This window comes from Halomonas campaniensis, assembly GCF_002211105.1.
GTDB lineage: Bacteria > Pseudomonadota > Gammaproteobacteria > Pseudomonadales > Halomonadaceae > Vreelandella > Vreelandella campaniensis_A.
Map to the genome: position 1 here is coordinate 355,050 of NZ_JPUA01000037.1, position 23,563 is coordinate 378,612.

Annotated in this window: 24 protein-coding genes; 5 read left to right on the forward strand and 19 right to left on the reverse strand. The window is 52.7% G+C overall.

Annotated elements, in window-relative coordinates; genetic code table 11:
* The 14 genes from JI62_RS19015 to JI62_RS19080 all read right to left on the reverse strand — a co-directional run bounded on the left by JI62_RS19015 (position 1) and on the right by JI62_RS19080 (position 11,714).
* Positions 1–240 (reverse strand): hypothetical protein, encoded by a 240-nt coding sequence (locus tag JI62_RS19015; RefSeq protein ID WP_035578737.1) that lies wholly within the window; start codon positions 238–240, stop codon positions 1–3.
* Positions 241–311: 71 nt separating this feature from the next.
* On the reverse strand, positions 312–1,613 hold the full coding sequence (locus JI62_RS19020) for a S8 family serine peptidase (RefSeq protein ID WP_088701663.1): 1,302 nt from the start codon (positions 1,611–1,613) through the stop codon (positions 312–314).
* Between the two features lie 198 nt (positions 1,614–1,811).
* On the reverse strand, positions 1,812–2,603 hold the full coding sequence (gene map, locus JI62_RS19025; protein WP_088701664.1) for a type I methionyl aminopeptidase: 792 nt from the start codon (positions 2,601–2,603) through the stop codon (positions 1,812–1,814).
* Complete coding sequence (locus tag JI62_RS19030; protein WP_088701665.1) at positions 2,596–2,802, reverse strand: ParD-like family protein; 207 nt, start codon at positions 2,800–2,802, stop codon at positions 2,596–2,598. Before JI62_RS19030 ends, map begins: the two co-directional genes overlap by 8 nt.
* 87 nt (positions 2,803–2,889) lie before the next feature.
* A complete protein-coding gene (locus tag JI62_RS19035) occupies positions 2,890–4,260 on the reverse strand; it encodes a CHAD domain-containing protein (RefSeq protein WP_088701666.1) in 1,371 nt (456 codons plus the stop codon).
* Between the two features lie 53 nt (positions 4,261–4,313).
* Positions 4,314–4,715 (reverse strand): DUF2784 domain-containing protein, encoded by a 402-nt coding sequence (locus tag JI62_RS19040; RefSeq protein ID WP_088701667.1) that lies wholly within the window; start codon positions 4,713–4,715, stop codon positions 4,314–4,316.
* A 9-nt stretch (positions 4,716–4,724) separates the two neighbouring features.
* Positions 4,725–5,951, reverse strand: coding sequence for a GGDEF domain-containing protein (locus JI62_RS19045; protein ID WP_088701668.1), 1,227 nt, complete (start codon positions 5,949–5,951; stop codon positions 4,725–4,727).
* 65 nt (positions 5,952–6,016) lie between these two features.
* Positions 6,017–6,814, reverse strand: a complete 798-nt coding sequence (locus tag JI62_RS19050; RefSeq protein ID WP_088701669.1) for a M48 family metallopeptidase — start codon at positions 6,812–6,814, stop codon at positions 6,017–6,019.
* Between the two features lie 278 nt (positions 6,815–7,092).
* Positions 7,093–7,788, reverse strand: a complete 696-nt coding sequence (locus tag JI62_RS19055; RefSeq protein ID WP_088701670.1) for a hypothetical protein — start codon at positions 7,786–7,788, stop codon at positions 7,093–7,095.
* Between the two features lie 194 nt (positions 7,789–7,982).
* Positions 7,983–9,203, reverse strand: a complete 1,221-nt coding sequence (locus tag JI62_RS19060; protein WP_088701671.1) for a winged helix-turn-helix domain-containing protein — start codon at positions 9,201–9,203, stop codon at positions 7,983–7,985.
* Positions 9,204–9,374: 171 nt separating this feature from the next.
* Positions 9,375–9,866, reverse strand: a complete 492-nt coding sequence (locus tag JI62_RS19065; protein ID WP_088701672.1) for an arsinothricin resistance N-acetyltransferase ArsN1 family B — start codon at positions 9,864–9,866, stop codon at positions 9,375–9,377.
* Between the two features lie 99 nt (positions 9,867–9,965).
* Positions 9,966–10,553 (reverse strand): O-methyltransferase, encoded by a 588-nt coding sequence (locus JI62_RS19070; protein WP_088701673.1) that lies wholly within the window; start codon positions 10,551–10,553, stop codon positions 9,966–9,968.
* Between the two features lie 53 nt (positions 10,554–10,606).
* The gene (locus JI62_RS19075; protein WP_088701674.1) at positions 10,607–11,233 is read right to left on the reverse strand and encodes a LysE family translocator; all 627 of its coding nucleotides are present in this window, start codon (positions 11,231–11,233) and stop codon (positions 10,607–10,609) included.
* A 109-nt stretch (positions 11,234–11,342) separates the two neighbouring features.
* Positions 11,343–11,714, reverse strand: a complete 372-nt coding sequence (locus JI62_RS19080; protein WP_088701675.1) for a DUF2306 domain-containing protein — start codon at positions 11,712–11,714, stop codon at positions 11,343–11,345.
* Positions 11,715–11,830: 116 nt separating this feature from the next.
* Between JI62_RS19080 and JI62_RS19085 the strand changes: the two genes are divergently transcribed.
* A complete protein-coding gene (locus tag JI62_RS19085; RefSeq protein ID WP_088701676.1) occupies positions 11,831–12,358 on the forward strand; it encodes a PadR family transcriptional regulator in 528 nt (175 codons plus the stop codon).
* An 80-nt stretch (positions 12,359–12,438) separates the two neighbouring features.
* Here the strand turns inward: JI62_RS19085 and JI62_RS19090 are convergent, their stop codons facing one another.
* Positions 12,439–13,191 (reverse strand): Crp/Fnr family transcriptional regulator, encoded by a 753-nt coding sequence (locus tag JI62_RS19090; RefSeq protein WP_088701677.1) that lies wholly within the window; start codon positions 13,189–13,191, stop codon positions 12,439–12,441.
* A 306-nt stretch (positions 13,192–13,497) separates the two neighbouring features.
* Between JI62_RS19090 and JI62_RS19095 the strand changes: the two genes are divergently transcribed.
* Positions 13,498–14,253, forward strand: a complete 756-nt coding sequence (locus JI62_RS19095) for a phosphatase PAP2 family protein (protein WP_088701678.1) — start codon at positions 13,498–13,500, stop codon at positions 14,251–14,253.
* 840 nt (positions 14,254–15,093) lie between these two features.
* On the forward strand, positions 15,094–15,639 hold the full coding sequence (locus JI62_RS19100; protein ID WP_088701679.1) for an invasion associated locus B family protein: 546 nt from the start codon (positions 15,094–15,096) through the stop codon (positions 15,637–15,639).
* Positions 15,640–15,749: 110 nt separating this feature from the next.
* On the opposite strand, the gene JI62_RS19105 is transcribed toward JI62_RS19100, so the two are convergent.
* A complete protein-coding gene (locus JI62_RS19105) occupies positions 15,750–16,544 on the reverse strand; it encodes a 2OG-Fe dioxygenase family protein (protein WP_088701680.1) in 795 nt (264 codons plus the stop codon).
* A 266-nt stretch (positions 16,545–16,810) separates the two neighbouring features.
* Between JI62_RS19105 and JI62_RS19110 the strand changes: the two genes are divergently transcribed.
* On the forward strand, positions 16,811–18,679 hold the full coding sequence (locus JI62_RS19110) for a putative bifunctional diguanylate cyclase/phosphodiesterase (RefSeq protein ID WP_240513302.1): 1,869 nt from the start codon (positions 16,811–16,813) through the stop codon (positions 18,677–18,679).
* Between the two features lie 213 nt (positions 18,680–18,892).
* On the opposite strand, the gene JI62_RS19115 is transcribed toward JI62_RS19110, so the two are convergent.
* Positions 18,893–19,906: a hypothetical protein gene (locus JI62_RS19115; protein WP_088701681.1), complete on the reverse strand. Its 1,014-nt coding sequence runs from the start codon at positions 19,904–19,906 to the stop codon at positions 18,893–18,895.
* A 115-nt stretch (positions 19,907–20,021) separates the two neighbouring features.
* A complete protein-coding gene (locus JI62_RS19120; RefSeq protein ID WP_088701682.1) occupies positions 20,022–20,645 on the reverse strand; it encodes a hypothetical protein in 624 nt (207 codons plus the stop codon).
* Between the two features lie 327 nt (positions 20,646–20,972).
* On the opposite strand from JI62_RS19120, the gene JI62_RS19125 reads away from it, so the two are divergent.
* Complete coding sequence (locus JI62_RS19125; protein WP_088701683.1) at positions 20,973–21,893, forward strand: ketopantoate reductase family protein; 921 nt, start codon at positions 20,973–20,975, stop codon at positions 21,891–21,893.
* Between the two features lie 289 nt (positions 21,894–22,182).
* On the opposite strand, the gene JI62_RS19130 is transcribed toward JI62_RS19125, so the two are convergent.
* Positions 22,183–23,563 (reverse strand): DUF4214 domain-containing protein (locus tag JI62_RS19130; protein ID WP_205737552.1); only part of this gene is annotated, 1,381 nt, incomplete at its 5' end.

Consider the following 23,563-nt stretch of genomic DNA (forward strand, 5'->3'; position numbering starts at 1 on the left):
TTACCAAGTCTCCTCAGAGCCCGGTGGCCCCATATCGATCTGCATATCAGGCGCTATATCCACTACGCCTTTGATCTTTTTCAGCCGTTCCGCCGTGGCATCGTCAGCCGAGCCGGTAATACAGCCAATCTCCTCCAGCACCTCCTGGATGGTTAACCCTTCAGCGCTGAGGCGCGTGGCCATCTCATTTATCGGTTGATCGCTGGAAATAGTGATCAACCATAGCGCTACCGTTGGCATCTGGCATATCTCCATAGTAAGTGCACTGGGCGGCCTGAAATGAGCGCCTGCCCAGCGCGCGTCGTCCAGCATCAGGGAGCTTGCACCAACCCTGCTCCCACGCCGGATTCCGGTGATGGCAGCTCTTGCACCGAAGCCACCAGCTGCTCCCAGAGTTTCCTTCCCCGCAATGAGGCATCCGACTGCGCCCACAGTGCCGCGCAGCCTGCCACATGTGGTGCCGCCATGCTGGTGCCACTAATCGTCTTATGGCGAGTGGGCCGGGGCCATGAGGAGAAAATATCGCGCCCAGGCGCGGCAATTTCAATCTTGCCATGATTGGAAAAGCTGGAGGGCTTCAGGTTCGGATCCAAAGATGCCACCGACATTACGGTAGGCGAGTTGGCAGGCGCCCCTGTATTGGTTGCTGAATTACCTGCCGCAGCGATAACGAGGCACCCATTACGCAGTGCCGCTTCACCAGCATGGGTGTAAGCGGCCTGCACAGGACTCTGGCTGCCAAGCGACATCGAGATCACTTCACACCGGTTGGCGATGGCCCAGTTCAGGCCAGCGAGCACCCCCGCCCCGGTACTGCTGCCCGAGTTGGTCAGTACCTTGCCGACGAAGACCTGCGCTTCATACGCGACCCCGTAACGGGGCGTGTGGCCACCGGGTGATTGGGGGCCACAGGCCGTGCCGATACAGTGTGTTCCGTGCCCGTTGATATCCTGCACCGGCTCCCCGACGAATGAGCGGGTTACGAGCTCCCTTCCCTCAAAATCCGGGTGACCGAGATCCATCCCGGTATCCAGCACGGCAACTTTTATACCCGCGCCACTCCAGCTACTTTGCGGCACCTTACAGCGGTTTAGCCCCCAAGTTGGCCGAAGGGCGTCCTCTTCAAGGTTCTCTTCGCCCTCATCAAGCTCAACGCCAAGGTCACGGGCGATAGTGCTGGCTGCCCGCAAAAAACCCCGTAGGTATTCAGAATTTTCAGAAAAGGCGAAATACTCTGGCTCAATAATTTCGATAGGGCTATCCGCAGGAACCTTGCCCAGCGCACTCATGCCATGCTGCTGTAGGGCATCGCCGCCTACCAGTGCCACTCCAAGCTCCGGAAATACCATTGCCTCAGCATCTCCGGCATCTTCCAGGCTAACGGCTTGGTCGGTGAAATCTCGCGCATCAGCGACCCGAAATTTTTGGGCCTTCAGCGCTCTGATCCCCTCTTCAACTCTTCCCTCACGGTAACTGATCAGGAAGCGCCCGGTTTCAAGGCAGCTACCACCCCGCTCGAGAGCTGCCAATAACAGTTGTTCGATTCCGCATGAAACGGTGGAGAGTGGCTCACCCGCTGGCGTGTTGCCGTTACCTGTCGGTTTTTTCGCCATCGTAGACATCCTTTTCGTTTAGCTGTTAAGCGATATGATGAGGTGCCTTACATAGACACCATGTGATTGAAAACATGACGGTCTATGCAGCGCACATCATTTCAGCTTAACGCACCTGAGATGCTTCGCCAGATGAATTTCAGACTACGATTCTTAAACGAATAGAGCGCTAAAGCTAAGAAAGAGGGAATACGATTGTTATTCGTTAATATCGTTTGGGGGACGCTCTTCATCACGCAGTGTTAGCACTTCGAAACCAGAGGATGTGACGGCAATCGTATGCTCCCACTGAGCCGACAGTTTCTTGTCACTGGTCACTACTGTCCAGCCATCCCGTTTGGTTTTTATTTTGGCCTTGCCCTGATTAATCATGGGCTCGATGGTAAAAACCATCCCTTCTTTTAAAACCAAGCCCCTGCCTTTCTTTCCGTAATGCAAAACCTGGGGCTCTTCATGCATTTCTCGGCCTATTCCATGGCCACAATACTCACGTACAACAGAGTAGCCGTACTTTTCGGCATATTGCTGAATTGCGTAGCCTACATCACCCAACGTGGCACCGGGCTTAACCGCTTGTATTCCTTGCCACATGGCCTCGTAGGTTTTATCGACCAGTCGCTTGGCATAGGGAGTCACATCGCCAATCAGATACATCTTGCTGGAGTCAGCAATAAAGCCGTCTTTCTCCAGGGTAATATCGACATTGACGATATCGCCTGTTTTGAGTATTTGCTTGTCGGATGGAATGCCATGGCACACCACGTGGTTGACTGAGGCATTCAATACGTACTGGTAATCGTATTGCCCCTTGCTGGCCGGGCGAGCCTGCAATTGATCGACGATATAACGCTCGGCCCAATCGTTAATAGCCATGGTGGATACGCCGGGCGCTATCCGTTGGTCGAGATGACTGAACACCAATCCGAGTAGCCGTCCGGCTTCCCGCATCAAACGCAACTCCTCCTCGCTTTTTAGCGTCAGCTCACTCACCGACCACCTTCCTTACTTCAACGTCGGCTTGCTTCATTTGCTCACGCATGATGTCAGAGAAGGTCATGCCTGGATTGGCCTCGGCAAGCATGCCCACCTTTATCCAGTACTCAGCCTGGGCATTGATAGAACGCACCATCACCGAGCTGGCTTTGCGAATGTCTTCATGCAACTGATCATTGATTTTTACGATACCCATCACACCACCAATATATGAAACGAATATGAAGCATATACGAATCATATATCGCGTAACGATTGGCGGCAAGGCTATCTGATTACGTTGTTACGGGGACACGTTGGCCAGAGCTTCCAACGCCAATACTTCTTTGCGCAGCACCAGCTTCGGCTTCTCTAACGAATCGCGCCACTGAACACACTCCTGCTGTTGCTGCGGGTCGTTATCGGGGCTTGCGCCAAAGGCATCCAGCCAGGCCTGACGAGAACACAGGTCTTGATACTCCCCGAGCAGGCGCTGGCGGTGCTTCAATTGGGACAGAAACGGCTCAGGGATCTCTGGATTCAGATCAGCCAGGTAACGAATCCGCTTCACGCCCTTCCGCAGTTCATGGAACCCGGTGTCATGGGTATCCAGCGAGAGTGCCGCCAGGTCTTCATCGTGGCGTGCGATACGCGCATTCAGTACCGTACGGATACGCTTTGGCGTAAGTTTCGAAAGTGCCTTACCAACGTCATCGGAAGCGATAAAGTGCTGCCATGACTCCATCTCCTCAGCATATGCCGGTGCATTTAACTGCTGACACAGTGCCTGGTGGCGCTCCCGCTGGCAAGCCAGCAGCCACTGCATCAATCCCTGGCGACTACCAGAAGTGAGCGGTGGAGGCGTCTTGACCATATCCTCCAGAAACACATCAATATCACGCAGGTCACTGGTAGCCTGGGCACGTTGCTTGAGCCGCTTAAGCATCTTTTTCAGGCCAGGCACTCGGGTAATGGTGCGCACGGATTCACCCACTGCCCGGCTACGACGCAGATTGACCCGGTACTGGTGCAGGAACTCAGGGTCAACACCTGCGATAACACCAGCTTCCAAGGCACGGATCATCTGATACAGGTGCTCTAGCATGTCACGAATGCGGCTGGCGGTGTCGTTATTGCTTTTGGGTGGTTGGGGGGCAAGGCGCTGAAAAAGCGGATAGCTGGCCATTTCCGGGGTCAGGCACCCTGCCAGTTTGGCTCCGTTATGCCCCGCGCTTTTCCAAGAAGAACCGGACAGCGTGAAATGCAGAACGCTCCCGGTGGGCAGCGAATGCGGCGCTGTCTGGTCGAGGCAACGAGCCAGATCATGCAGCGCCGGGTTATGCCCAATCACCAGGACTCTTTCGGCTTCGTTTGGCAACGATTCGACCCAGGCCTGCAGCCCGCCACCATCGAACGTATAAAGGTTTTCATCAAAGTGAACCTGGCTGACCAGGGTATGATCAGGTAGTTGGCCTGCGATCTCATCGAAGGTTTCCCGTGTGCGAGCCGCTGTACTGACGTAAATCCCCCCTTCTAACGCTTGCCAGTGCTGAAGCACATGCGCCATCGCCGCTGCCTGACGTTTACCACGCTTTCGCAACGGCCGTTGATGGTCGGTCATATCGCCACTGGGCTGTTTAGCCTTGGCATGCCGCATTAGGTATAGGTGTCGCATGGGTTCGCTTCCAAGCACAGTGTGATACACAAAGTTTAGTACACGCCCATCTTCTAGCGAGAGTGCTGACAAGGCTTCACCACAAACCAACTGGCCAACACCAAGCCACCGAATAGTGTGTAAACCACCACAAACACCCACTCAGGCAAGGTAAAATAGAGCAGGCTATGCAGCCAGTACTGAATAAATGAGCCCGAATAAGTAGCGGCGCCCGCCTCTGCCCTCAGCGACATTTCCCAGGTAGTTAATGGACAAACCACCCCGAACCAAGCCTGAACCACCACATAGCCAATGGCGCATAGATGTACGATGCGAAAGACTCTATTACGCACCCACTGCCAGTTCCAGAAATAGCCTGCGTAAATGGCGACCAGGCCTAACACCACGAAGGCCACAAACAGCACGTGGAGAATTAAAAGGGTATCGGCGAGCATTAGCAGCAGTGATGGGGGCATAGGAAAGCGCTACTTGTTGCCAACGGGTGAAGCTGGTGCTTCGACAACATCGCTGCAGACGACGACTTGGTTCCTCCCCCCACGCTTGCCAACATAAAGCATTTCATCCGCTCGTTTAATCAAAGACTCCAGATCGGCTTCCTCTGAATCGGTAGCCGCCACGCCAACGGTGACGCTTGGGCGCAGTTTGCCCATCTCTTCTGTTAATGAAAGCTCAGCCACCTTCTTTTTCAAACGCTCTGCGACCAGTTGCGCATCGCCCGAGCTGGTGTCCGGGAGGGCGACGACAAACTCTTCACCACCAAAGCGCCCTATCACATCCGTTGGGCGCAGCGATTCCGCACAGACTTCAGCAATCTGGGTCAGCACCCAATCCCCATGGCTATGCCCCCAGGTATCGTTAATACGTTTGAAGTGATCCACATCGATCATAAACAGGCTGAACGGCTCCTTGTGTGATTGCGAGCGTTGCAGCAGTTCTTTAGCCAGTGTTATGAAGTGGCCGCGATTATTCAGGCTGGTCAACGCATCCCGCTCAGCGACCACCCTCAGTTGCTCCTCAAGTGACTTCCGGTGCGCGATTTCTTTGTGTAATAAGTGGTTCTGCTCACGCTCTTCATGGAGCATTGCATACTGCTTGCGCTGCAGGCATTCCAGGCGCAGCAGGGCGAAAAACCCTACCACGCTGCCCATAAGCAGCAACAGTGCGACCAGCAGCGTCGCTATCGGCGCTAGCCCCGCGAACAGCACCGCAGCCACTAAAAAACCAATATTCAAATAGAGGCTGGCCGCTGTCACGACTGTTAGCGGATTGGGAATCAGAAGATAAAACGCCATGGTAGCCACCACCACCGCGGTGATTTGCGTGGGGAGGCTTTCGGGTCGTAGGGGGACAATCAATATAATACCCGTGGCAAATATCCACAGAGGTAAGGCATGCAACCAAGCACGATAATCATTACCACCCCAGCGCCGCACCACGAGTGCCACCAACAGGCAAATGCTCACCACCACTATTCGCATGGTAAGCAGCAGATAGAACTCCCTGGTAAGGCCCAGTAGGTAGTAATCCGAAATCGCGAACATGCCGAAGACACAGGCTGCAACGCTCACGGCAAGGCTAAACTCACGCCGAACGCTTTCCTGGATAGAGCGGCGATACATCAACTCACGGCTGGCATCGCAAAACTGCCCGGTTAACCCATGCACCTGATACTGTTGTTTCTGTAATGGCACAGCCCCACACTCCCGACGTCACGTGGCAATTTTCTTATTTTATCAATAACGCGATACCACTCATCTCAACATTCAGCAGGCGTAACCGCACGATAGCTGGCCGTGGCCCTTTCCAACCCTTGCTGTAATGCCCGAATGCGGGATTCATGGGCAGGATGCGTAGAAAGAAATTCAGGGGGCTGACCACCACCGCTAGCAGCCATGTTGCGCCACAGGGCCACGCTCTCCTGCGGGTCAAACCCCGCACGAGCCATAATTTCCAAGCCCATCAAATCGGCCTCTTCCTCATGGGTGCGGCTGAAAGGCAGGCTAATGCCCAACTGGGCACCAATACCCAAGGCCTGCATCAATTGCTGGTTGCCAAATTCCTCTTCCCCTAATAACCCCACCACCAATAACACGGCTTTAATGCCAAGCTGCTGAGTAAGCCGCTCATTGCCGTGATCCGCCAACACATGCCCCACCTCGTGCCCAATCACCGCCGCTAGCTGGGCTGGCGTTTCAGCTACTCGCAGTAGCCCGCTGTGCACTCCGATGCGCCCACCCGGCAGAGCAAACGCATTGGGGGAAGCATCCTCAAACACCACCACTTCCCAGCGTTCAGGGAAAGCGAGCCCTGGGTAGCTTGCCTCAGCGCCAGCCACCACTTTCTCAGCCACGCACTGCACCAACTGATTAGCCTGCGTATCGCGATGGATCGGCTGGCTATTGCGTAGCTGATTAAAGGCGTCTTCCCCCATGTCAGCCATTAACGCGTTCGGTACTAACGCCAACTGGGAGCGCCCGGTGGGCGTTTCTCCGCAGCCAGACAAAGAGGCCATCAGCCCCAAGAGAAAAACAGGTAATAGAAATCGCCGATGCATCGGATGGTGTCGCCTAGATTAAGAAACGTGCATGAGGAGAGTGTAAGGTGCTTCGCAGGCGTGGCGCTCGTCGCGTTTATCAACGCTACCCAGCCCAAGGTGCCGGTCGTTATCGTCGGTCACAAACAGGCGGACATAATCCAGCTCGGTATGAAGCTCTAGCGAACCTACCACTCCTTGGCGGAGCGGTAGATATCGTCGAGAACCTCCCCGTTAAAGTATCGGGGAAAAACGTCTAGATCTCTTCGCTGCGAGGTATTATTCGTTAAGGCTGTAAATCACTCAGGCGTTTGCGCTTCGTCGCGCATCACTTCGAGCGAGGTGATTTCAACGGTGAGCGCTTCACGGGTCTCTTCTAAATCACTTATCTGTTCTCTCACCGCGGCAAGTTGAGTATTGGCCTCTTCAATCTCGGCGTTGAGCGCTTCAAGGTCTGCTTCAGCCTCGCTGCGGGCGTCTTCGGCGTCTTGCCGAGACTGTTGAGCGGCATCGCGGGCGGCTTCGGCCTCTTCTTGCGCTTTTTCTACCTCGGCGTAGGCCTCATTCAGCTCTTCAAGGCTGTTCTGCCGTTCGTCGATCTGCTCATTGAGGGTCTCCACTTCTTCTTCGCGGGTTTCACGCTCACCCCGTAAAGCGGTCAAGTCTTCTTCAGCATTGGCGATATCTGCGCGCGTTGAAGCAAGTGTGGCTTCAGCTTCAGCTTGCTCAACCTCAAGGCCGCTCATTCTCTGCTGCAGTGTCGCCAAGCCCAGCTCCGCGGCTTCCACTTCGGACATCTGCGCCTGAATCTGCTGATGCTCTCGCTCAGTTTCGGCCAACCGCGCTTCGAGCGCTTCCATGCTGTCTTGTCGTGACCCTGCAATGTTGTGCGCCAGAACGGCCCAGACCACCGCAATAATCGCGATGACCAAGAGCCCCTTCACCCGGTTATCGCTCAACAATGCTGTCGTTGATGGTTCATTAGTCCCTGTCATTGGTGCAATCCTCTCGCTTAAGCGCTATCGATAATATGATAGCTAACGTTTGTACGTCAGCGGGTCGTCCACTGAGCCGCTGTTAATTCACAGCCAATAAGCCTATACCACGAAGGCCTCAAACAGCACATGAAGAATTAGGAACTCACCCGCCAAAAAGCAAAAGGGTAATCCCCCCAACCCTGCCTTGATTCTCACCCTAGGGATTTTAACGCACTGCGCAACCGCTGCGTCAGGTGTTCAGGCTGGACTGCATTCAAAGCCACTGAGTCAGATTTTTGAAAATGGCAAAACTGAACAATGGCTTCCACAAAAGCAGTAACGACTCTATTTTCATCAAAAGCGTGTGGTTCGAAATGTAAATTCTTGATCTCTAAGTGGCTGGTTTTGCGATGGACTTTACAATCCATCCGGCCAACAAACGCATCGCGATACAGTAGCGGCAGGCAAAAGTAGCCGTACTGACGCTTGGCTTCGGGCACATAGCACTCCAACTGATAGTCGTATTTAAATAGCGCTTTGAGCCGCTCCCGCTGAATGACACTGTTGTCGAAGGGCGAAAGAATCAACATGCGCTCTTTTAAACGAGGAAGGGGGCGTTCGAGCGCGCCCCTTTCCAATATAAACACATCGCCACTACTCACCTTCACTCTCTCTAAGTCACCTTGCGCTAACCTTTCATTGACCAGGGCATTCACAGCTTTGCGTAACTGAGCATTTCGGCGCAGATAAGTCAGCCCTTTGAGTGAAGCAAAGCCATGACAGCGCAATTGTTGGTCTACAAGATGCGCTGCGAACTCCTCCATAGAGGGCATTTGCACATTTACGTGGGATGGCAATACCCGCTCGGTTAGATCATATGTCTTTTGAAAGCCGTCGCGGTCGCTGACCATCAGATCGCCCTGCATATACAGCTGTTCAAGTGCCTTTTTGGCTGGCTTCCAGTCCCACCAGCCTGCGCGTTTTATGGTACTAGTGCCTACATCTCGGGAGCGCAGCGGGCCATCTGAACGTATGCGAGCCAACAACTCTCCCATTAGCTTTTTATCAAGTGATCTAAACCAATGCGTTTGCCCACTTTTGATAGCGTTTTTGTAGGGCAAGGAAAAGCGAAAATCGGTAATGGGTAAAAATGCAGCCGCGTGCGACCAATACTCAAAAATGTCTTTATTGATCAACAGCTGGTTCAACATGTGTGGCTCAAACCCAGGTACTCGGGAGTGAATAACATGATGATGGGCTCGCTCAACCACAGATATGGTGTCTATCTGAACATAACCCAGGTGATTAATCGCTTCACGGGCTCCGGCTAAGCCACGTCCATAAGGTTGATTCTGCAGCAAACCTTGCGCAGCCAGAGCAAGGCGACGCAAACGCGACAGCTCTTGTGGGCGTTTAATTTCAGTGACTGTCATTTTTTCCCCAAAGCTCGCCATAAACAGTGCGAGATACGAGCGCTGGATGGCTTAACATCATGACCATGCGTTTATTGCGCGTTACCCAATAGCGGCACGCCTAGAAGAGGCAATTGCTCTCCATACTTTATCCACTTACATCAGTCTTAATTTTCGCGTATTGAGTCACCATCAGGCATTCAGATTTAGCTGCCAGTAGCCAACGTCGTGCCACTGATCGAACTTAAACCCTACCTTTTCAAAATGGGCCACTTTTTTCATGCCCATTTTTTCATGCAGTGCGACACTGGCGGGGTTGGGAAGCGTGATGCCGCCCATCACCGCATGAATCCCGCCCTCTTTGAGCGTGGAAAAGAGCGTTTCGTAAAGTTTTGCGCCCAAGCCCCTACCGTGCGCCTGATTGGAAAGGTAGACGCTGGCTTCGACTGAAAATCGATAAGCGCTTCTTTCCTTCCATTTGGTAGCGTAGGCATAGCCCACCACAGCATCATCTTCCACTGCCACCAACCAAGGCAACCCGGCACCCTGAACGTTTTCAATCCGGCTTTGGATGCCGGAACCCAATACTGGCTTTTCTTCAAATGAAATAGCGGTATTTTCGATGTAGTGGTTATAAATGTGCGCTATGGCTTCCGCATCACCCTTTATCGCATCTCTGACCATGGTTTATTCCATTTATATTCTGACTGTTTAGGTTCACTGATTAAAAAATCGACTTCCGCTTTCTTGGTCAGCCAGGGCGCCTTTAACGCTAAGCAGGTGTTACCCACACCGCGTTGCCAGAAACTCGCCATTGCCAACAGGTACAGTGCACGTGGTGAAATCGGGGTCTGCCGATACCAGCGCCATAAAATCAGCCATTTCATCTGCGTGGGAAGTGGCGTTATCCACCACAAGCAGCCCGCCCTTGCGTAAAACACGCTGGATATTCGGCCACCACTGCACATAATCAGAGCGTTTTGAGTCTAAAAAAACCAGGTCGAAACAAGCATCTTCCAGCCTCTCAAGCAGACCACCCGCCTCCCCTTGATGCTGGGTGATGAAACCAGAGAGGCCTGAGCGCGCAAAATTTCTCGCGGCCATCTCCAGCTTGAATTCGGAAAGCTCTACGGTGGTAACGTGCCCTCCAATCCTCTGCACTGCCTGGGCCAGCCACAAGGTGGAGTACCCATTCGAGGTGCCAATTTCCAGCACTCTTTGGGCATTGGTTGCTTGAACTAGTACCGATAGGAACTCCCCCGTATCGCGGGTGACATTCAGCATTCGTCTTGGGCGTTCAGAAATGGCGGCATCGTTTTGTTGGCCAAATTGCTCAAGTTCCGTTAGCAGTTCTTTAAGGGGTTCACTCACAGTTGTCTCCCGCTAGGTACCGCATTTCCATCATCAAATTTACCGGCCTTTGCTTACGCAGGCCGCTTAGCAAGCAGCGCCCAGACACCCGCTGAAGAGAGTAACGTTCCGCCAACCAAGTTGAAGCGACGCTGGGCACGACGCGATGCCAGTATCTTGCGCACCGATGTTGCGAATACGGCGTAGAGAGTGGCATTGAGCGTTGCCAACACCACGAATGTAACCGCAAGAATCCACAGTTGATGCCCAGCATCGGCGTTCGGGGTGACAAATTGCGGCAAAAAGGCGACAAAGAAGATAATGCCTTTCGGGTTAAGCGCAGTCACGAGATAGGTATTGGTGAAGAGCTTCCAGCGCGAACCTGATACCGCTGGTGTTACCGGCTGCACCGACGATATACCGGCTCGCAACAGTTTAATGCCCATATACAGCAGGTATAAACCGCCGATCCATTTGATCACGGTGAACCAGAATGCCGAGGTGGCTAACACCGCTCCCAGACCAAGCAGTGAAAAGAGCAGCGCGGTTGAATCACCCAATGCCACCGCAGCGACAAGCGGAATATTGGCGCGCCTGCCTTGTGCAATGGAGTAGCTAACCACGGTCAAAATCGTTGGCCCAGGGATAGCGAGCAACGCCACGGACGCCAGGGCAAAGGCGAACCAGATTTCAATAGACATGGAAAGCCACCTCACAGGTTGTTAATGCTAAGTTAGCATAAGCTCAATAATGATTGGAGTGGTCTGCTAGAAGCTCGGTGGCTCTCTCTATCACGCTTGCTTTTAAGCATCACCACATACCTAGCTGAACGGCTAGCCAGCGCCCTGGTGCCAGGGTACCGATAAAAGCACCAACCAGTCCCAGGTAGGCGCCAGTCATCCAACTGCGATGCTGCTCTACCCTGCCCTTCAAAATAGCTGACACCGCAACAGCAAGCGCTACTAACACCCATAACGAAAGCAGATGAACCGGCCCAAAGTGCCCTATCAGCGGCAGCACGCCGCCGCCAAACCAGAGGGAGCTCAAAGCTGAAAGAGCCATGGCCAGCACCCAAGTACTGCCCATTATTCGATGAGTCACAGTGCCCTTGGTCAAGAGCAGTACAATAGCCCCAAGCCCCAGGGCCAGAAGAGACGCGTAGAGATGCAGGGTAAACGCCATGAAACCTCCGAGAGCCAAGTCAATCGTCTGTCAAATGCAACTTGTTGCATAAGGCTAGTCTCTGTCATTTCATTATGCAACTATGTGCATAACGTTCTCACAACACACGGTTCCCTATGTCCCTACGCGCCGTTTTATTAATTACCCTGCAGCGTGAACCCGGCACCGGCTACGATATTCTGCAACGCTTCAAAGCGGGCCTTGCCCATGTTTGGCAGGCCAGCCACCAGCAGCTCTACCGCGAACTTGACCGCATGCGCGGCGATGGCCTACTGACGTGCGAGACACTGCCACAAACCGAACGCCCTGACCGCAAGGTTTACCAACTGACCGAAGCGGGCCGTCAAGCGCTGGATACCTGGCTCGCCGAGCCCTTGTCCACCAGCCCTGTTCGCCAGCCATTGTTCGCCAAGTTTTTCGCCTGGGAACGCTGGCCTGAAGAGGCCCGCCGCAAAGAGTTCACTGCCTTCAGGAAGCAACTCCAGGAACGCCTAACGACCTACGCTGCCATCGAACGGGAGTGGTTTAGTAACCCAGAGACGTTAACGCCTGCCCAGCGCGCGCCCTGGCACACACTTCGGCTTGGCAAACGCTTGACCGAAACGTGGGTGGAATGGGTCGAGGAAGTGATGGAGGAAGATTAGCTATGGGTGAAACCAGCTTCTTGTGGAAGCTGGGGGTTTTGGTCGGGGCTGTTACCAGCCAATATGAGGCTATCGGCGCTTTATGGGCTAGCTTTTAAAAGTTCAGAAAACGAGGGAGGTAGGAATTCATCGATATAGCTATCATTGAATTCGACTAACCGCGCCAACGCTTCGGGGTCGGGCAACTTCACGTGCTGGCGGTTTCGGATCACCAAGCCCTCCTCACGCAGCATCGAGAAAGTCCGGCTCACGTGTACCGGGCTCATCCCTAGCGCATCGCTAATCAGCTCCTGCGTGAGCGGCATGAAAAAGCTATTATCCCTAACGGCATTGATCCGTTTCAGTCGCAGATAGATTTCGTAGAGAAAGTGCGCCAGCTGCTCATGGGCCGCATACTTGCCGAGGTAGATCAGCCGTTCGGAGAGCTGCGCCTGCTGACGCGTTGCTGTGGCCACGATACCGGCAGCTAGGCTTGAACGCCCAAAGAGCTCAAAAAGCTGCTGATAGGAGAATGGACAAATCACACCTTTATTAATCATTGCCGCACTTGCCAGGCGGCGGGTGAAGCCAAAATCACGAATGCCGATGATATCGCCAGGAAGGTAGAACTTGAGGATCTGCTTTGAACCATTTTTCAAGTTACGATAGGAGTATGCCCAGCCCTCCTTAACCACGCAGAACAGATCAGCATCCTCGCTCTCCTGCCAGAGCACCTCGCTAGCTGACATATATCTAGGGCTGAGCTCAAGGCCCAGCAATAGCGCTTTGTCTTCTTGAGACAGCGCGCCTTGAGTACTAAGGCCCCGCATCACTTCTGTATCGATGAGAGACACTCTGTTACCCCTCAGGCAAATGGTTTTATTAGCGTTATTCTAAAACAATCACCTGCTTTACCAACCTAACATAGGTTATGAATTACCATTATTATCAAATGGTTGCATGAATCATATAAGATAATCCGGCTCAGAAATGACACACGCCAACTTCGTTTCGACAACACTTCAGGCAGTATCATCAGGACAGCCCCCGCGCCTAGCGCTAGACCTTCGGCGACAATGCCTGACTATCCTGCCAAACTTCTCCAGTCAAAACGTCAGAATTGGCGCTGCGTACCCCTTCTCAAAGCAAAGGAGTTGCAAATGAAGCACCATGAAAAACTGGGACAAGTTGGGCGCAAAAGCTTTTCCCTACTGGCTCGGCTCGGCCGCTACGAACTAGCGATGCTGCTATGCGTCGCGGTACTTTCCGGTGGGATTTGGGGGTTCGTCGCGCTGGCCGAAGAAGTTATCGAGGGAGACACCCATAGCATCGATGAGAGCCTGCTGCTCGCCCTTCGCAACCCCGCAGATCTTAGCGACCCCATCGGGCCGGGCTGGGTTGAGGAAATGGGCCGTGACTTTACCGCACTGGGCGGTGTCGGCGTGCTGGTACTCATCACATTGGGCGCCCTGGGCTACCTGTTACTTGCCAGGCACTATCGCGCGGCCCTCTTCGCCTCAATCGCGGTGCCCGGCGGCATACTTCTCAGTACCGTAATGAAGCTGGGCTTTGATCGCCCTCGCCCAGATCTCGTGCCTCATGAAGCCATGGTCTACACCGCGAGCTTTCCCAGTGGCCACTCAATGATGTCTGCCGTAACCTACCTCACCCTGGCCGCGCTACTCATTCGCGTACAGCCCGCGCTGAGGCTAAAGGCTTACCTTCTGATACTGGCGATATTGTTGACCCTGCTGGTGGGCATAAGCCGCGTCTATCTCGGCGTTCATTGGCCAACCGATGTGCTTGCCGGCTGGACAGCCGGGGCGAGCTGGGCAGCGCTGTGTTGGATCGTGATGCAATGGCTACAGCGGCGTGGGCAGCTAGAGCCGGAAGAGAGCAGCTCGGGCACCGAATAACGTGGCTCAAGCAGAGGTGGGCAACGCAGTGAGTTGCCCCGCCACCTGAAAAAATGAATATTTGGCTTGTAGCCGATTAAAAGAGGCTGATGACATCCAGACTAGCCACACCAGTGCACTACAGGCTAGGGTGGGGCCAGCTTTTACGTTTTAGTAGGGTATTAACTATATAACAATGCGCGTCGACACTTTATGCGCTAACATCAGCTTTCGGACGCTGGTTTCATACAGCTTAATGGGTCAACTAATGAATCAATAGAGGTAAATAGCATGAGCAAAGGAAAAGACAGTAAAAAAGACACTAAAAAGAAACCCCTTCTAACAGCCAAAGAAAAGAAAGCGGCTAAATCATCAAAGAAAAGCGAAACCAATGTACTAGGGAACTAAGCGAGTCTAACTACCTAAGCACTACCGCCCTCTGCTAGGGTAATAGCAAAATGCAGTAGTGTTAGGCACAGCTTATGATAGAACGAAAACTTTGTTACCTTACAGAATTTCAAACACCCCCTTCACCCTCTTGCCTTCCACTTTTAATTGACCAATATACAAACCACGCCAATAAGAACTGCAAAGGTAAGCGGGCATATAAATAAATCCTGGGCATATCTTAATATTGCTCAAGGTATAAGGTCATATTTATATCGTCAGGATAAACAGCAGCCTTGAGAGCGTTCAAACCGCCCTATCTCTTGAATAAAAAACGCTCAGGAAGACTGGTTGGTGAGGAAGGTAAAACCGCCCAACCACGCTTTCGTACATCGAGGGCTCGACCTCAAGCGAACAAGCAGGCATGGTAAGTATCATTATCCACCATCAGCGAACCAACAGGAGGTTGCGCCAATGCCGAACTCTCTTACTCAAAACCTGTCTCAAAACCTATGCAGGATGGGGCTACTATCGCTCTTGGCGTTGTCTCCCAATGCCTTCAGCCAACAACAACCGGGGGCCGCCTCCGGTAATGATTTCACCACCGAGTCGTTCCAGGACTGGGAAGTTCGGTGCCAGCGTAATGCCGAGGGCCCGAGCCCTTGCGCAATGTCGCAATTGATCACTCAACCTGACAGCGACCAGCCCTTGATGCAGGTAGTTCTCGACTACCTGCCCCAGATCGATGACCCGGTGATGAGCTTCTTCGTACCGCTGGGGGTACGTCTGGCCCCGGGCTTGCAATTCAGTGTGGATAACGGTGAGCCAGTCCAGTTCCCCTATCAGGTCTGCCAGGAGCAAGGGTGCCGCGCTGACGTGCCCATTGAGTCTTCGATGTTGCAGCAACTCCGCAGTGGCAATACGGCCACCCTTAGCATGATTAGTCCACGCGGTGAACGCATGGATATAGATATTTCGCTGATCGGCTTTACCGATGCCAGTACCCGCATCGCTCCCTGACCTCACTCTCAGCACCACCGGCGGGAACATCGCCAGTCAGGCTCACAACCAAGACGCCCCCGGAGTTCCGGGGGCGTTGGTGTTGCTAGGTTTTCAATTGACCGAGAGTATCAGTAGCTCCCATTGAGGATCGCTTCCGGGAAGTGGCGACGCAACATCCGGTTCTGGAAGTCGTCCACGAAGCGGCTGTTGATGATGATGATGAACCGCTCGAAGGGTGCCTTGCTGTCGAGCTGTTCGATCCCGTCGACACTGTGGAATAGCCGGTCATCGCGCAGATGAAGGATATCACCCGGATCCAGGGTGATATCGACCAAAGGTTGCGTTCCAGCCTTGTCTGCGTAGAGATGGTTTTCACCCCCCGCCACGTTTTCTCGATTGAGGATCAGAATGCTTAAGGCCTTGCAGCCATCGGCATGAATCCCCTGCCCCTGAAGGGGGTCGACGCTGCCTTCTCCGCGAACCCCGGTGATCTGCATCAGAATGGGTTCGTGCGCACCGATACTCCAAAGCCTTGCCCAGGCGCGAACGAAGGCCTTCACATCGGGGCGTGCCATGAATTCCCGAGTCAGCGGATCATAATACCGCAGGCGATCCGCCATGCTTTCCGCGTCATTGAAGGCCCCCCCCTGAGCCATGGGGCATTGGCCCATATCCTCGACATCTCCCTGGTCGTTCAGGGCGAGCCATGACATCCGCTTCCATCGCTGATTGACATAGGGGTCGCGCGGCAGGTCAGCGACAAACCCCTGCCAGGCGGTCAGATCGATTCGCTCCCGAATATCGGTTTTTGCCCAATCCTGATGCCTCAGCGCCTCGGTCACTCCCGGATTCCAATAACCGGCGAGTGAATTGGCAGGCAAGCAGGTGAGGTCGAAACCATGCTTGAGAGTATCTAGTTTCATGTGGGTATTCTCCTGTTAACTGGGCGAAATTGCCCGGTGTTGCCGGTGTAAACATTGCGGTCAACAGAAGGAAAATGAAAAGATTTGAAAGGATATGTCAAAGGAATGTTCTTGAAACGAGTAATTATGTTAAAAAAAGGATCAGGCCGCTGGTGACGTATATGTGTAGGTTATCTCCTACAGATAGGTGTAGGATAATCACAACAAAGTGCCTAACGTCGCCATTATGGCGGCTCTTGACAGTGTTTTTTCTTTAAGTGGATCCCATGACTGCCAGCGATTCCCGACATCACAGAGATTCGGAACGCCTTAAGGAGAACCGTAGAAAGTTTTCCAGTAAGCTCGTATCGAAGGTATCTAAAACACCTTCAACGGGCGGCATCGATTCGCATGACGCCGGCAAGGAAGAAGTCGAGTTAGTACGTCGCCAGTATCTGGAGAGTGAGCAGCGATTCCGCGCCCTGTTGGAGAGTCTGCCGAAAGTGGCGGTTCAGGGGTATGATCGCGATCGGCGAGTGATTTACTGGAATGAGGGTAGCACTTGTCTCTATGGCTATACCGCTGAGGAAGCCCTGGGACAGTTACTGGAAGATCTGATCATTCCTGCCTTCATGCGTGACGAAGTGATCCAGGCGCATGGTGCCTGGATCAAAGAAGGGGTCGATATACCCGCCGATGAGCTCGAACTCAAGCACAAAACCGGTGAACTGGTATCGGTCTTTTCGCAGCATCTGATGCTCAATGAGCATACCGAATCACCCTTGATGTTCTGCGTGGATGTCGATCTTTCCGACCAAAAGCGCGCCCACCGCGACCTGGAATTCGCCACCCATTTCGACAGGCTCACCCATCTACCTAACCGCCAGACCTTCGAGGTCGACCTGGACAGTCTGTTGGATTCCTGTCGACGCCAGGGCAATGGCCTGGCAACCATCTACCTGGACATCGATCACTTCGTCGAAATCAATGATGCCCTTGGCTATGATCAGGGTGATCACCTGCTCGTTGAGCTGACTCGGCGACTGAGAGAGCGCCAGCGAGTCACCGACCTGGTGTCTCGTGTCTCTAGCGATGAATTCGTACTGGCCTTTCCCGGCGTCCACTTGGACTCCGATGTCAGACGGGTCGTTCGTCATGTCCAGAATGTCTTTCGGGAACCTTTTGTCCTGGATGGTCGGGAGCGTCAGGTCACAGCCTGTCTGGGCGTGGCACTCTTTCCCGAGAATGGTGAATCGTCACGCGAATTGATCCGTAATGCCGATGTTGCCAAGAATCGTGCCAAACTGGATGGTCGGGGTGCTGTTCGCTTCTTCCAACAGAAGCTCCATGATGAGCTGGTTCGCCAGCACTATCTCTCGGCGCGACTCGAGGAAGCCCTGGATAACGGTGAATTCTCCCTCCACTACCAGCCCCAGGTCTCGGCGGCCAGTGGGCGAATAGAGAATCTCGAGGCCTTGATACGCTGGGAGCCTGCCGACGGCCCGACGATCTCGCCTGCCGAGTTTATCCCGCTGGCCGAGCGCTCCGGTTTGATCCATCGTCTGGGCGACTGGGTCATCGAAGAGGCTTGCCGCCAGCAGGTAGAATGGCGTGCCAAGGGATTTCATCAGCACCGCCTCGACATCAATGTCTCGGGTCGTCAGTTGGTGCGTCCCGATGCACTCAAGAGCTTCGAGGACTCGCTGCAGCGTCACGGCTTAGGCCCGCGGGATATCGGCATCGAATTGACCGAGAGTGTCCTGATCGAAGCCGACGAGACCGTCCTCGAGGATCTGCGGCGCCTCTATCATCGCGGTTTTCATATTGCTATCGACGACTTCGGGACGGGCTATTCCTCCCTGAGCTACCTCAAGCACTTTCCAGCCACCGCCCTGAAGATCGATGGTTCCTTCATCCACGACGCTCCCACACAGCCGAAGGATAGGGCCATCATGGAGGGTGCCATCTTCATCGGTCATCGGTTGGGATTGGAGGTGGTGGCCGAGGGCGTCGAGAACGCCGAACAGTTGTCATTGCTTCGCGAAATGCATTGCGACCTCGTCCAGGGGTTCTTCTTCTACCGTCCGATGCCCGCCAAGGAAATCGACCGCCTGCTGGGCGGTTTCGTGCCTGGTCACGAAGGGCTGTCGAGCTGAGCCTCGTCGTGATTTGGCGTCCAATGCCTGGGGTTGCCATGACCTGGAGAACTTGTGAACGATCCTGATGCTCATTGATCGCTGGGGCTGACACTGCTGGCCCTAGCTGGATTGCCGTTATCGGCAAGGGGCGGAGATTGAGGCAATGCTGATATAACGCCACCACAATTTGCCGCCCGAAGTGCAGCGAAAGGAAAGTAAATTATGGCCTTGTTAGCTGCTGGACGATGTATCATCTAGCCCCTCTGGATCAATAGATGCCACTCGCTCGAAACCCTTAGTTTTTTTGAACGACATATTATGTTTAAAGTTATCCATAGAGTCTGATGGATCAATAGTTTCCAAATTAAGATTCTCTATCGTGCTACGTGACATCGCTACAGACAAAATCGGAGCCTCTTCTAAATGACCCGTCTTAGAATTAAGCAACTTGTCTATCGCTGTAACAATAACAAGATTATCAGGAATAGCTGAAAACAACTCATTGCCTACACGCAACACACAACTGCATACATAGTCTTGATATATTTCGTTAAATTTTCCTTTTGGCATTTTTTTAACAGACAACTTACCGCTTTGAAGTAAACTTTTCGTTTCAGATGGTACTATTTTAGCTCCATGAACATTTATTGTTGCCTCTAAAATTCCATTTCCGTAGACAGCGACTGATAGACTTGACCCAAGATTAGAGATTTCTGCGAATGGCTGCAGATTGTCAATTACTTCAATTTTTGCTTCCGCTTTGCCATCTAAAAGGGCATTGGCCATGCCGACACTTTCTGTCCACTCCTCTGTATCTTTCTCCCACCTTGAAATGCGAGATTTATAGTTGACCTCATCTTTCCTTATGGCCTCATCAATTTTTTGAATAAGAAACTCTCTTTTCTTTTCTTCTCGCTTGAATAGACGATCTATAAGCCCAGGCTTATAAGACTCCAGTGATTGACGCGCCTCCGACTCATTATCATTACTTATTTTGGGTTTGACAGGCTGCTTAGATGAAGCAACTTTATGCCAGTCTATTGGAGGACTGCCCTCTTTGTGAGTTGATTGAATAACATCAATATGATTTTCATAGACTTCCACTTCATATGCAGCCTGTTCTAGTTCCTGCATTTTTTCATATTGCTGTTGGCGCCTTTCAAGATCCCTCTGCCTTCTTTTTGCATCTCGTTCGGCGGCGCGGACTGCTGCACCAATAGAACGAACTGTTCCTTTCCACCCCATCTTCGACCCTCCTCTAATTAGTTACATCTAAAGCCCCAACAACCGACATCTGAAACGAAGAGCAGAGAAAGCTGTCCGGCGCCACATAAACGCAGTTGATTGTTTTTATGGCTTTTTAATCGGCTGTGTCATTACGCGCTTCTAGTGCCGAGGATATTTTTAACAAATTCTTATTTATCGCTTCTAATTGATTATTAGTTTTCAGAAAAATTGTATTATTACGCCCCTTCATCGCATCCGCCAAATCATATGCGGGACTATTAGATGAGTGCATACGCCCCATGTATGCGACATCAAGGATGGAAGTTTCTTTTCCCTTCTTTTTTATACTAAGGGGCGTTCGATACGTATATGATACAGTTACGGGAACACCGTCACCGATTTGCTTTGATAATCCCCCATACTGGCCAGCTTGCCACCTCAACTCTTTGCCCGGAGATAAATGAGGAATCTTTATTTCGAGAAACCCTGGTTGTTCATTCTTCAAGGGTTGTTCGATGCCCCAGCAGCTGACAGGAATCGCCTCAGAAAATTCCATGTCTCTGGCAGTCCCACCCCCTGTATTGCAGATTACTAAATCGATCACGGACGCAACATCATTACTTGGCTCGTAATGCAAAGATACACAGGGTTTTGACTGTCGGTAGATCGCAAGATAGGCAATAGCAACCGCCAAAAATGTTATAACAGGGCTAATGATGTAAAAAGCTATTTGAAAATATTCTGAATCATTAATCATCTGAACTGTACGTCCTTTTTTCTGATCGCATAATAATGATTAGTTAAAATACCCTGATACCATATGAACGTGACGGCTGTATTTGCCGGGATGACCGCTCAGGGTCGAAAGCAGCCATGTAATAATGCCTCATGACAACATCGGGCATCACACGCCGTCACGCATTGACCACTTCTTTCACCAAATTCACTTAGCTTCAAACTATCAGACATTGTTTACCACCGTCACTAGCCATTAGTCCCCTTTGCTTGGCTTTTTTCACCTTCGCTCCCCTAAAACAAACGAGGTAAGCTTGGCGACAACGACGCTGCTGAGTACGTGCTTGATATGACAACACACTGGATACTCGGCCCAGGTGCCATTGGCCGCCTGCTGGCCCATTCACTGTCTCCAATAGCGACTACCACGCTGCTTGGCCGCCGTTCGCTGCCTGCGCGGCAGATGCTGACCACGCCAGAGGGTGAACAGCGTGTGGTGCCGTTAAACTCGTTGACGATAGCTCAACTGGCATCAAACCCGCCTGAACCGCCCGCCTTTGTGCATATCACTACCAAGGCCATGGTGGCTGAGTCGGCGCTGGCTGGCATTACTGACTGTATTTCCCCTGCTACCCCGCTGGTGCTGTGGCAGAACGGTTTTTTGGCGCAGCCGCGTATTACCCAGGCATGGCCTGGGCCGGTGTTATGCGCGACAACAACCGAAGGTGCTTATCTAACCGGTGATGATGGCGTGGTGCATGCGGGGCATGGACATACCTTTGTTGGCGATTTGCATAACCAGCACGGTGCGCTGGCAGAAGAACTGGCGCAAACATTAACCCAGGCAGGGCTTGCCGCTACAAAGGTGTGTGATATTCGCCAGCGCTTGTGGCAGAAGCTGGCGGTGAACGCGGCGATTAATCCTTTAGTGGCGTTAAATGGTGTGCGTAACGGCGAGTTGCTCGATCAAGCTTATGCGGGCCGTGTGGAGGCGGTGGTAAAGGAAGTCGCGGCGATTATGCTTGCCGAGGGCATTGCGCCGCCCAATGATGGCAACGGTGAGGGTGCGTGGTTGGCGTTGGTTTGGCAGGTGGTGGAGAACACCGCGAACAATAAGGCTTCGATGTTGCAGGATGTGGAGGCTAAACGCCCCACCGAGCGCGGGGCGATCTTAGGGCCGTTGATTGAGAGTGCTCAGCGCCATGGGTTGGCGTGCGAGGTATTGCAGGCGCAGGATAATGAGTTGGCGGAGGTTGAGGCGAGCTTTTAGGCATTACCTGGGGCAGCTTCGCTGTCCTCCCGAGTGTGCCTCGTTTCTCGCTGCGATCTAGATGGGTGCGCGGCTGCCAGGTTAAGCCGATATGTCATAAGTTGTATGATAAAGGGTGCAACGACCATATCGCCCAGGCCAAAGTCATTGCCCGAGAAGAAGGCTCGCTGAGCCACCATCCCCAGGAGCAGCGCCGGTTAAGGCGCTGCGCGTCCTGCCTGGCGCGCACAAAAAATCCGGCACCAATATCTGGTGCCGGAGCAGGTGTTTTAATACATCTCGCTAAATATTAAGCGATAAAATCCCACTGCGTATGCGCGAGATCATGTGCGCGCATTTCGTCAGACGCCATAAAGCCCTCGGCTACATCGCGCAGCGATACCCCGTTTTCTAATTGGTTAGCCCAATAGGCCTTACCTTCTGCATCAGCTTCACGATCAAGGAGCGACTGATAGAGAATATCTAGTATGGCTTCTATACTTTGATCCTGGGTAGTGAGCTGCTCCCCAGCTTCCACTGAATTGATAAACAGCAGAGCCATCTCTGATTTGCTCATTCCCTCTTCATGGCGCTGAGCCCAGTACTGAACTCCCTCAACATCTCCTTGACGTCCTAGTACTTGGGCATATAAGCCGGTAATCCACCCAAGATCGTTAACGTAGCTGATACTTTCTTCATCATCGGTGAAGCGAAGCGTCTCAATATTGATCAGTGTATCCACATCGCTGGGGTCATCTATACGGCTCACAGTAATGACGCTATGCACCTGCGTAACAACATACTCTTCACGATTGCCTTGATAGCTGGCCACATCCACATCGCTACCACCATGTAACAGGTCAGCCCCTGCACCGCCGAAGAGCTCGTCATTACCGTTGCCTCCGAAGAGACGGTCATCCCCCCCTTCAGAGCCTATGACATCATCCCCGCCACCGCCATACAACACATCATCACCCTCGCCTAACACAATGGACTGTGCGGCATCATCGCCTATCACGATATTATTTCCGCTCCCGCCCGTAATGACAGCATTGCCGACGATACTGGCGAATTCGATATTATCCAGTTGGAGCGACGTTCCAACTGGTAGAGCAGAGGTGTCAATAACAAACGCTTCAATATGAGAAGACAGACTGTTGTTACTGGCATTACCCGTTAGGACAATGGGCGTGGCAATAGGCTCGATAGCGCTAAAAGTTAGCGTACGAATATCCAGAAGAGCCCCTTCTGCGAGCGAAGATAGCCACTGTGAAGCAACATTCGTTTGCTCAGGCATATTGGCTGGAGATTTACCAACAATACTTGCGATTAAGTCAGCCATCGCACTATCTTGATCGATTGCAGTACGTGAGCCATCGTGTTGCAAACTTACTCTTCCCGGCAACGTAGCGGTCACAATATTGGCATTACCGGTATTTTCTACTAGGCGGACAGACCCTGGACTCGTACCATTATTAGTAATGATCTCGCTAATAGAAATGTTTCCTGACGGTGTATTGGGTTGAGAAGCCCCTGGAGTTACAGCAATCGAACCAGGAACAGGGAATGTGGGTGGCTGAGGCTCTTCAGGAGGTATTATTGGCGGCGTCGTTGGAGACGTCTCATTGACGTCGGTGACGGTCACTTCCAAGGTAAGCGGTGTGCTGCCGCCTTGGCCGTCACTGGCGGTC

Coding starts and splice junctions, on each gene's coding strand:
- JI62_RS19065 (WP_088701672.1), bottom strand. CDS start 9,866: ATGGTCAGAGATGCGATAAAGGGTGATGCGGAAGCCATAGCGCACATT.
- JI62_RS19050 (WP_088701669.1), bottom strand. CDS start 6,814: ATGCATCGGCGATTTCTATTACCTGTTTTTCTCTTGGGGCTGATGGCC.
- JI62_RS19035 (WP_088701666.1), bottom strand. CDS start 4,260: ATGCGACACCTATACCTAATGCGGCATGCCAAGGCTAAACAGCCCAGT.
- JI62_RS19030 (WP_088701665.1), bottom strand. CDS start 2,802: ATGGGTATCGTAAAAATCAATGATCAGTTGCATGAAGACATTCGCAAA.
- JI62_RS19120 (WP_088701682.1), bottom strand. CDS start 20,645: ATGATTAATGATTCAGAATATTTTCAAATAGCTTTTTACATCATTAGC.
- JI62_RS19020 (WP_088701663.1), bottom strand. CDS start 1,613: ATGGCGAAAAAACCGACAGGTAACGGCAACACGCCAGCGGGTGAGCCA.
- JI62_RS19060 (WP_088701671.1), bottom strand. CDS start 9,203: ATGACAGTCACTGAAATTAAACGCCCACAAGAGCTGTCGCGTTTGCGT.
- JI62_RS19110 (WP_240513302.1), top strand. CDS start 16,811: ATGACTGCCAGCGATTCCCGACATCACAGAGATTCGGAACGCCTTAAG.
- JI62_RS19085 (WP_088701676.1), top strand. CDS start 11,831: ATGTCCCTACGCGCCGTTTTATTAATTACCCTGCAGCGTGAACCCGGC.
- JI62_RS19015 (WP_035578737.1), bottom strand. CDS start 240: ATGCCAACGGTAGCGCTATGGTTGATCACTATTTCCAGCGATCAACCG.
- JI62_RS19100 (WP_088701679.1), top strand. CDS start 15,094: ATGCCGAACTCTCTTACTCAAAACCTGTCTCAAAACCTATGCAGGATG.
- JI62_RS19125 (WP_088701683.1), top strand. CDS start 20,973: ATGACAACACACTGGATACTCGGCCCAGGTGCCATTGGCCGCCTGCTG.
- JI62_RS19095 (WP_088701678.1), top strand. CDS start 13,498: ATGAAGCACCATGAAAAACTGGGACAAGTTGGGCGCAAAAGCTTTTCC.
- JI62_RS19105 (WP_088701680.1), bottom strand. CDS start 16,544: ATGAAACTAGATACTCTCAAGCATGGTTTCGACCTCACCTGCTTGCCT.
- JI62_RS19055 (WP_088701670.1), bottom strand. CDS start 7,788: ATGACAGGGACTAATGAACCATCAACGACAGCATTGTTGAGCGATAAC.
- JI62_RS19115 (WP_088701681.1), bottom strand. CDS start 19,906: ATGGGGTGGAAAGGAACAGTTCGTTCTATTGGTGCAGCAGTCCGCGCC.
- JI62_RS19040 (WP_088701667.1), bottom strand. CDS start 4,715: ATGCCCCCATCACTGCTGCTAATGCTCGCCGATACCCTTTTAATTCTC.
- JI62_RS19080 (WP_088701675.1), bottom strand. CDS start 11,714: ATGGCGTTTACCCTGCATCTCTACGCGTCTCTTCTGGCCCTGGGGCTT.
- JI62_RS19075 (WP_088701674.1), bottom strand. CDS start 11,233: ATGTCTATTGAAATCTGGTTCGCCTTTGCCCTGGCGTCCGTGGCGTTG.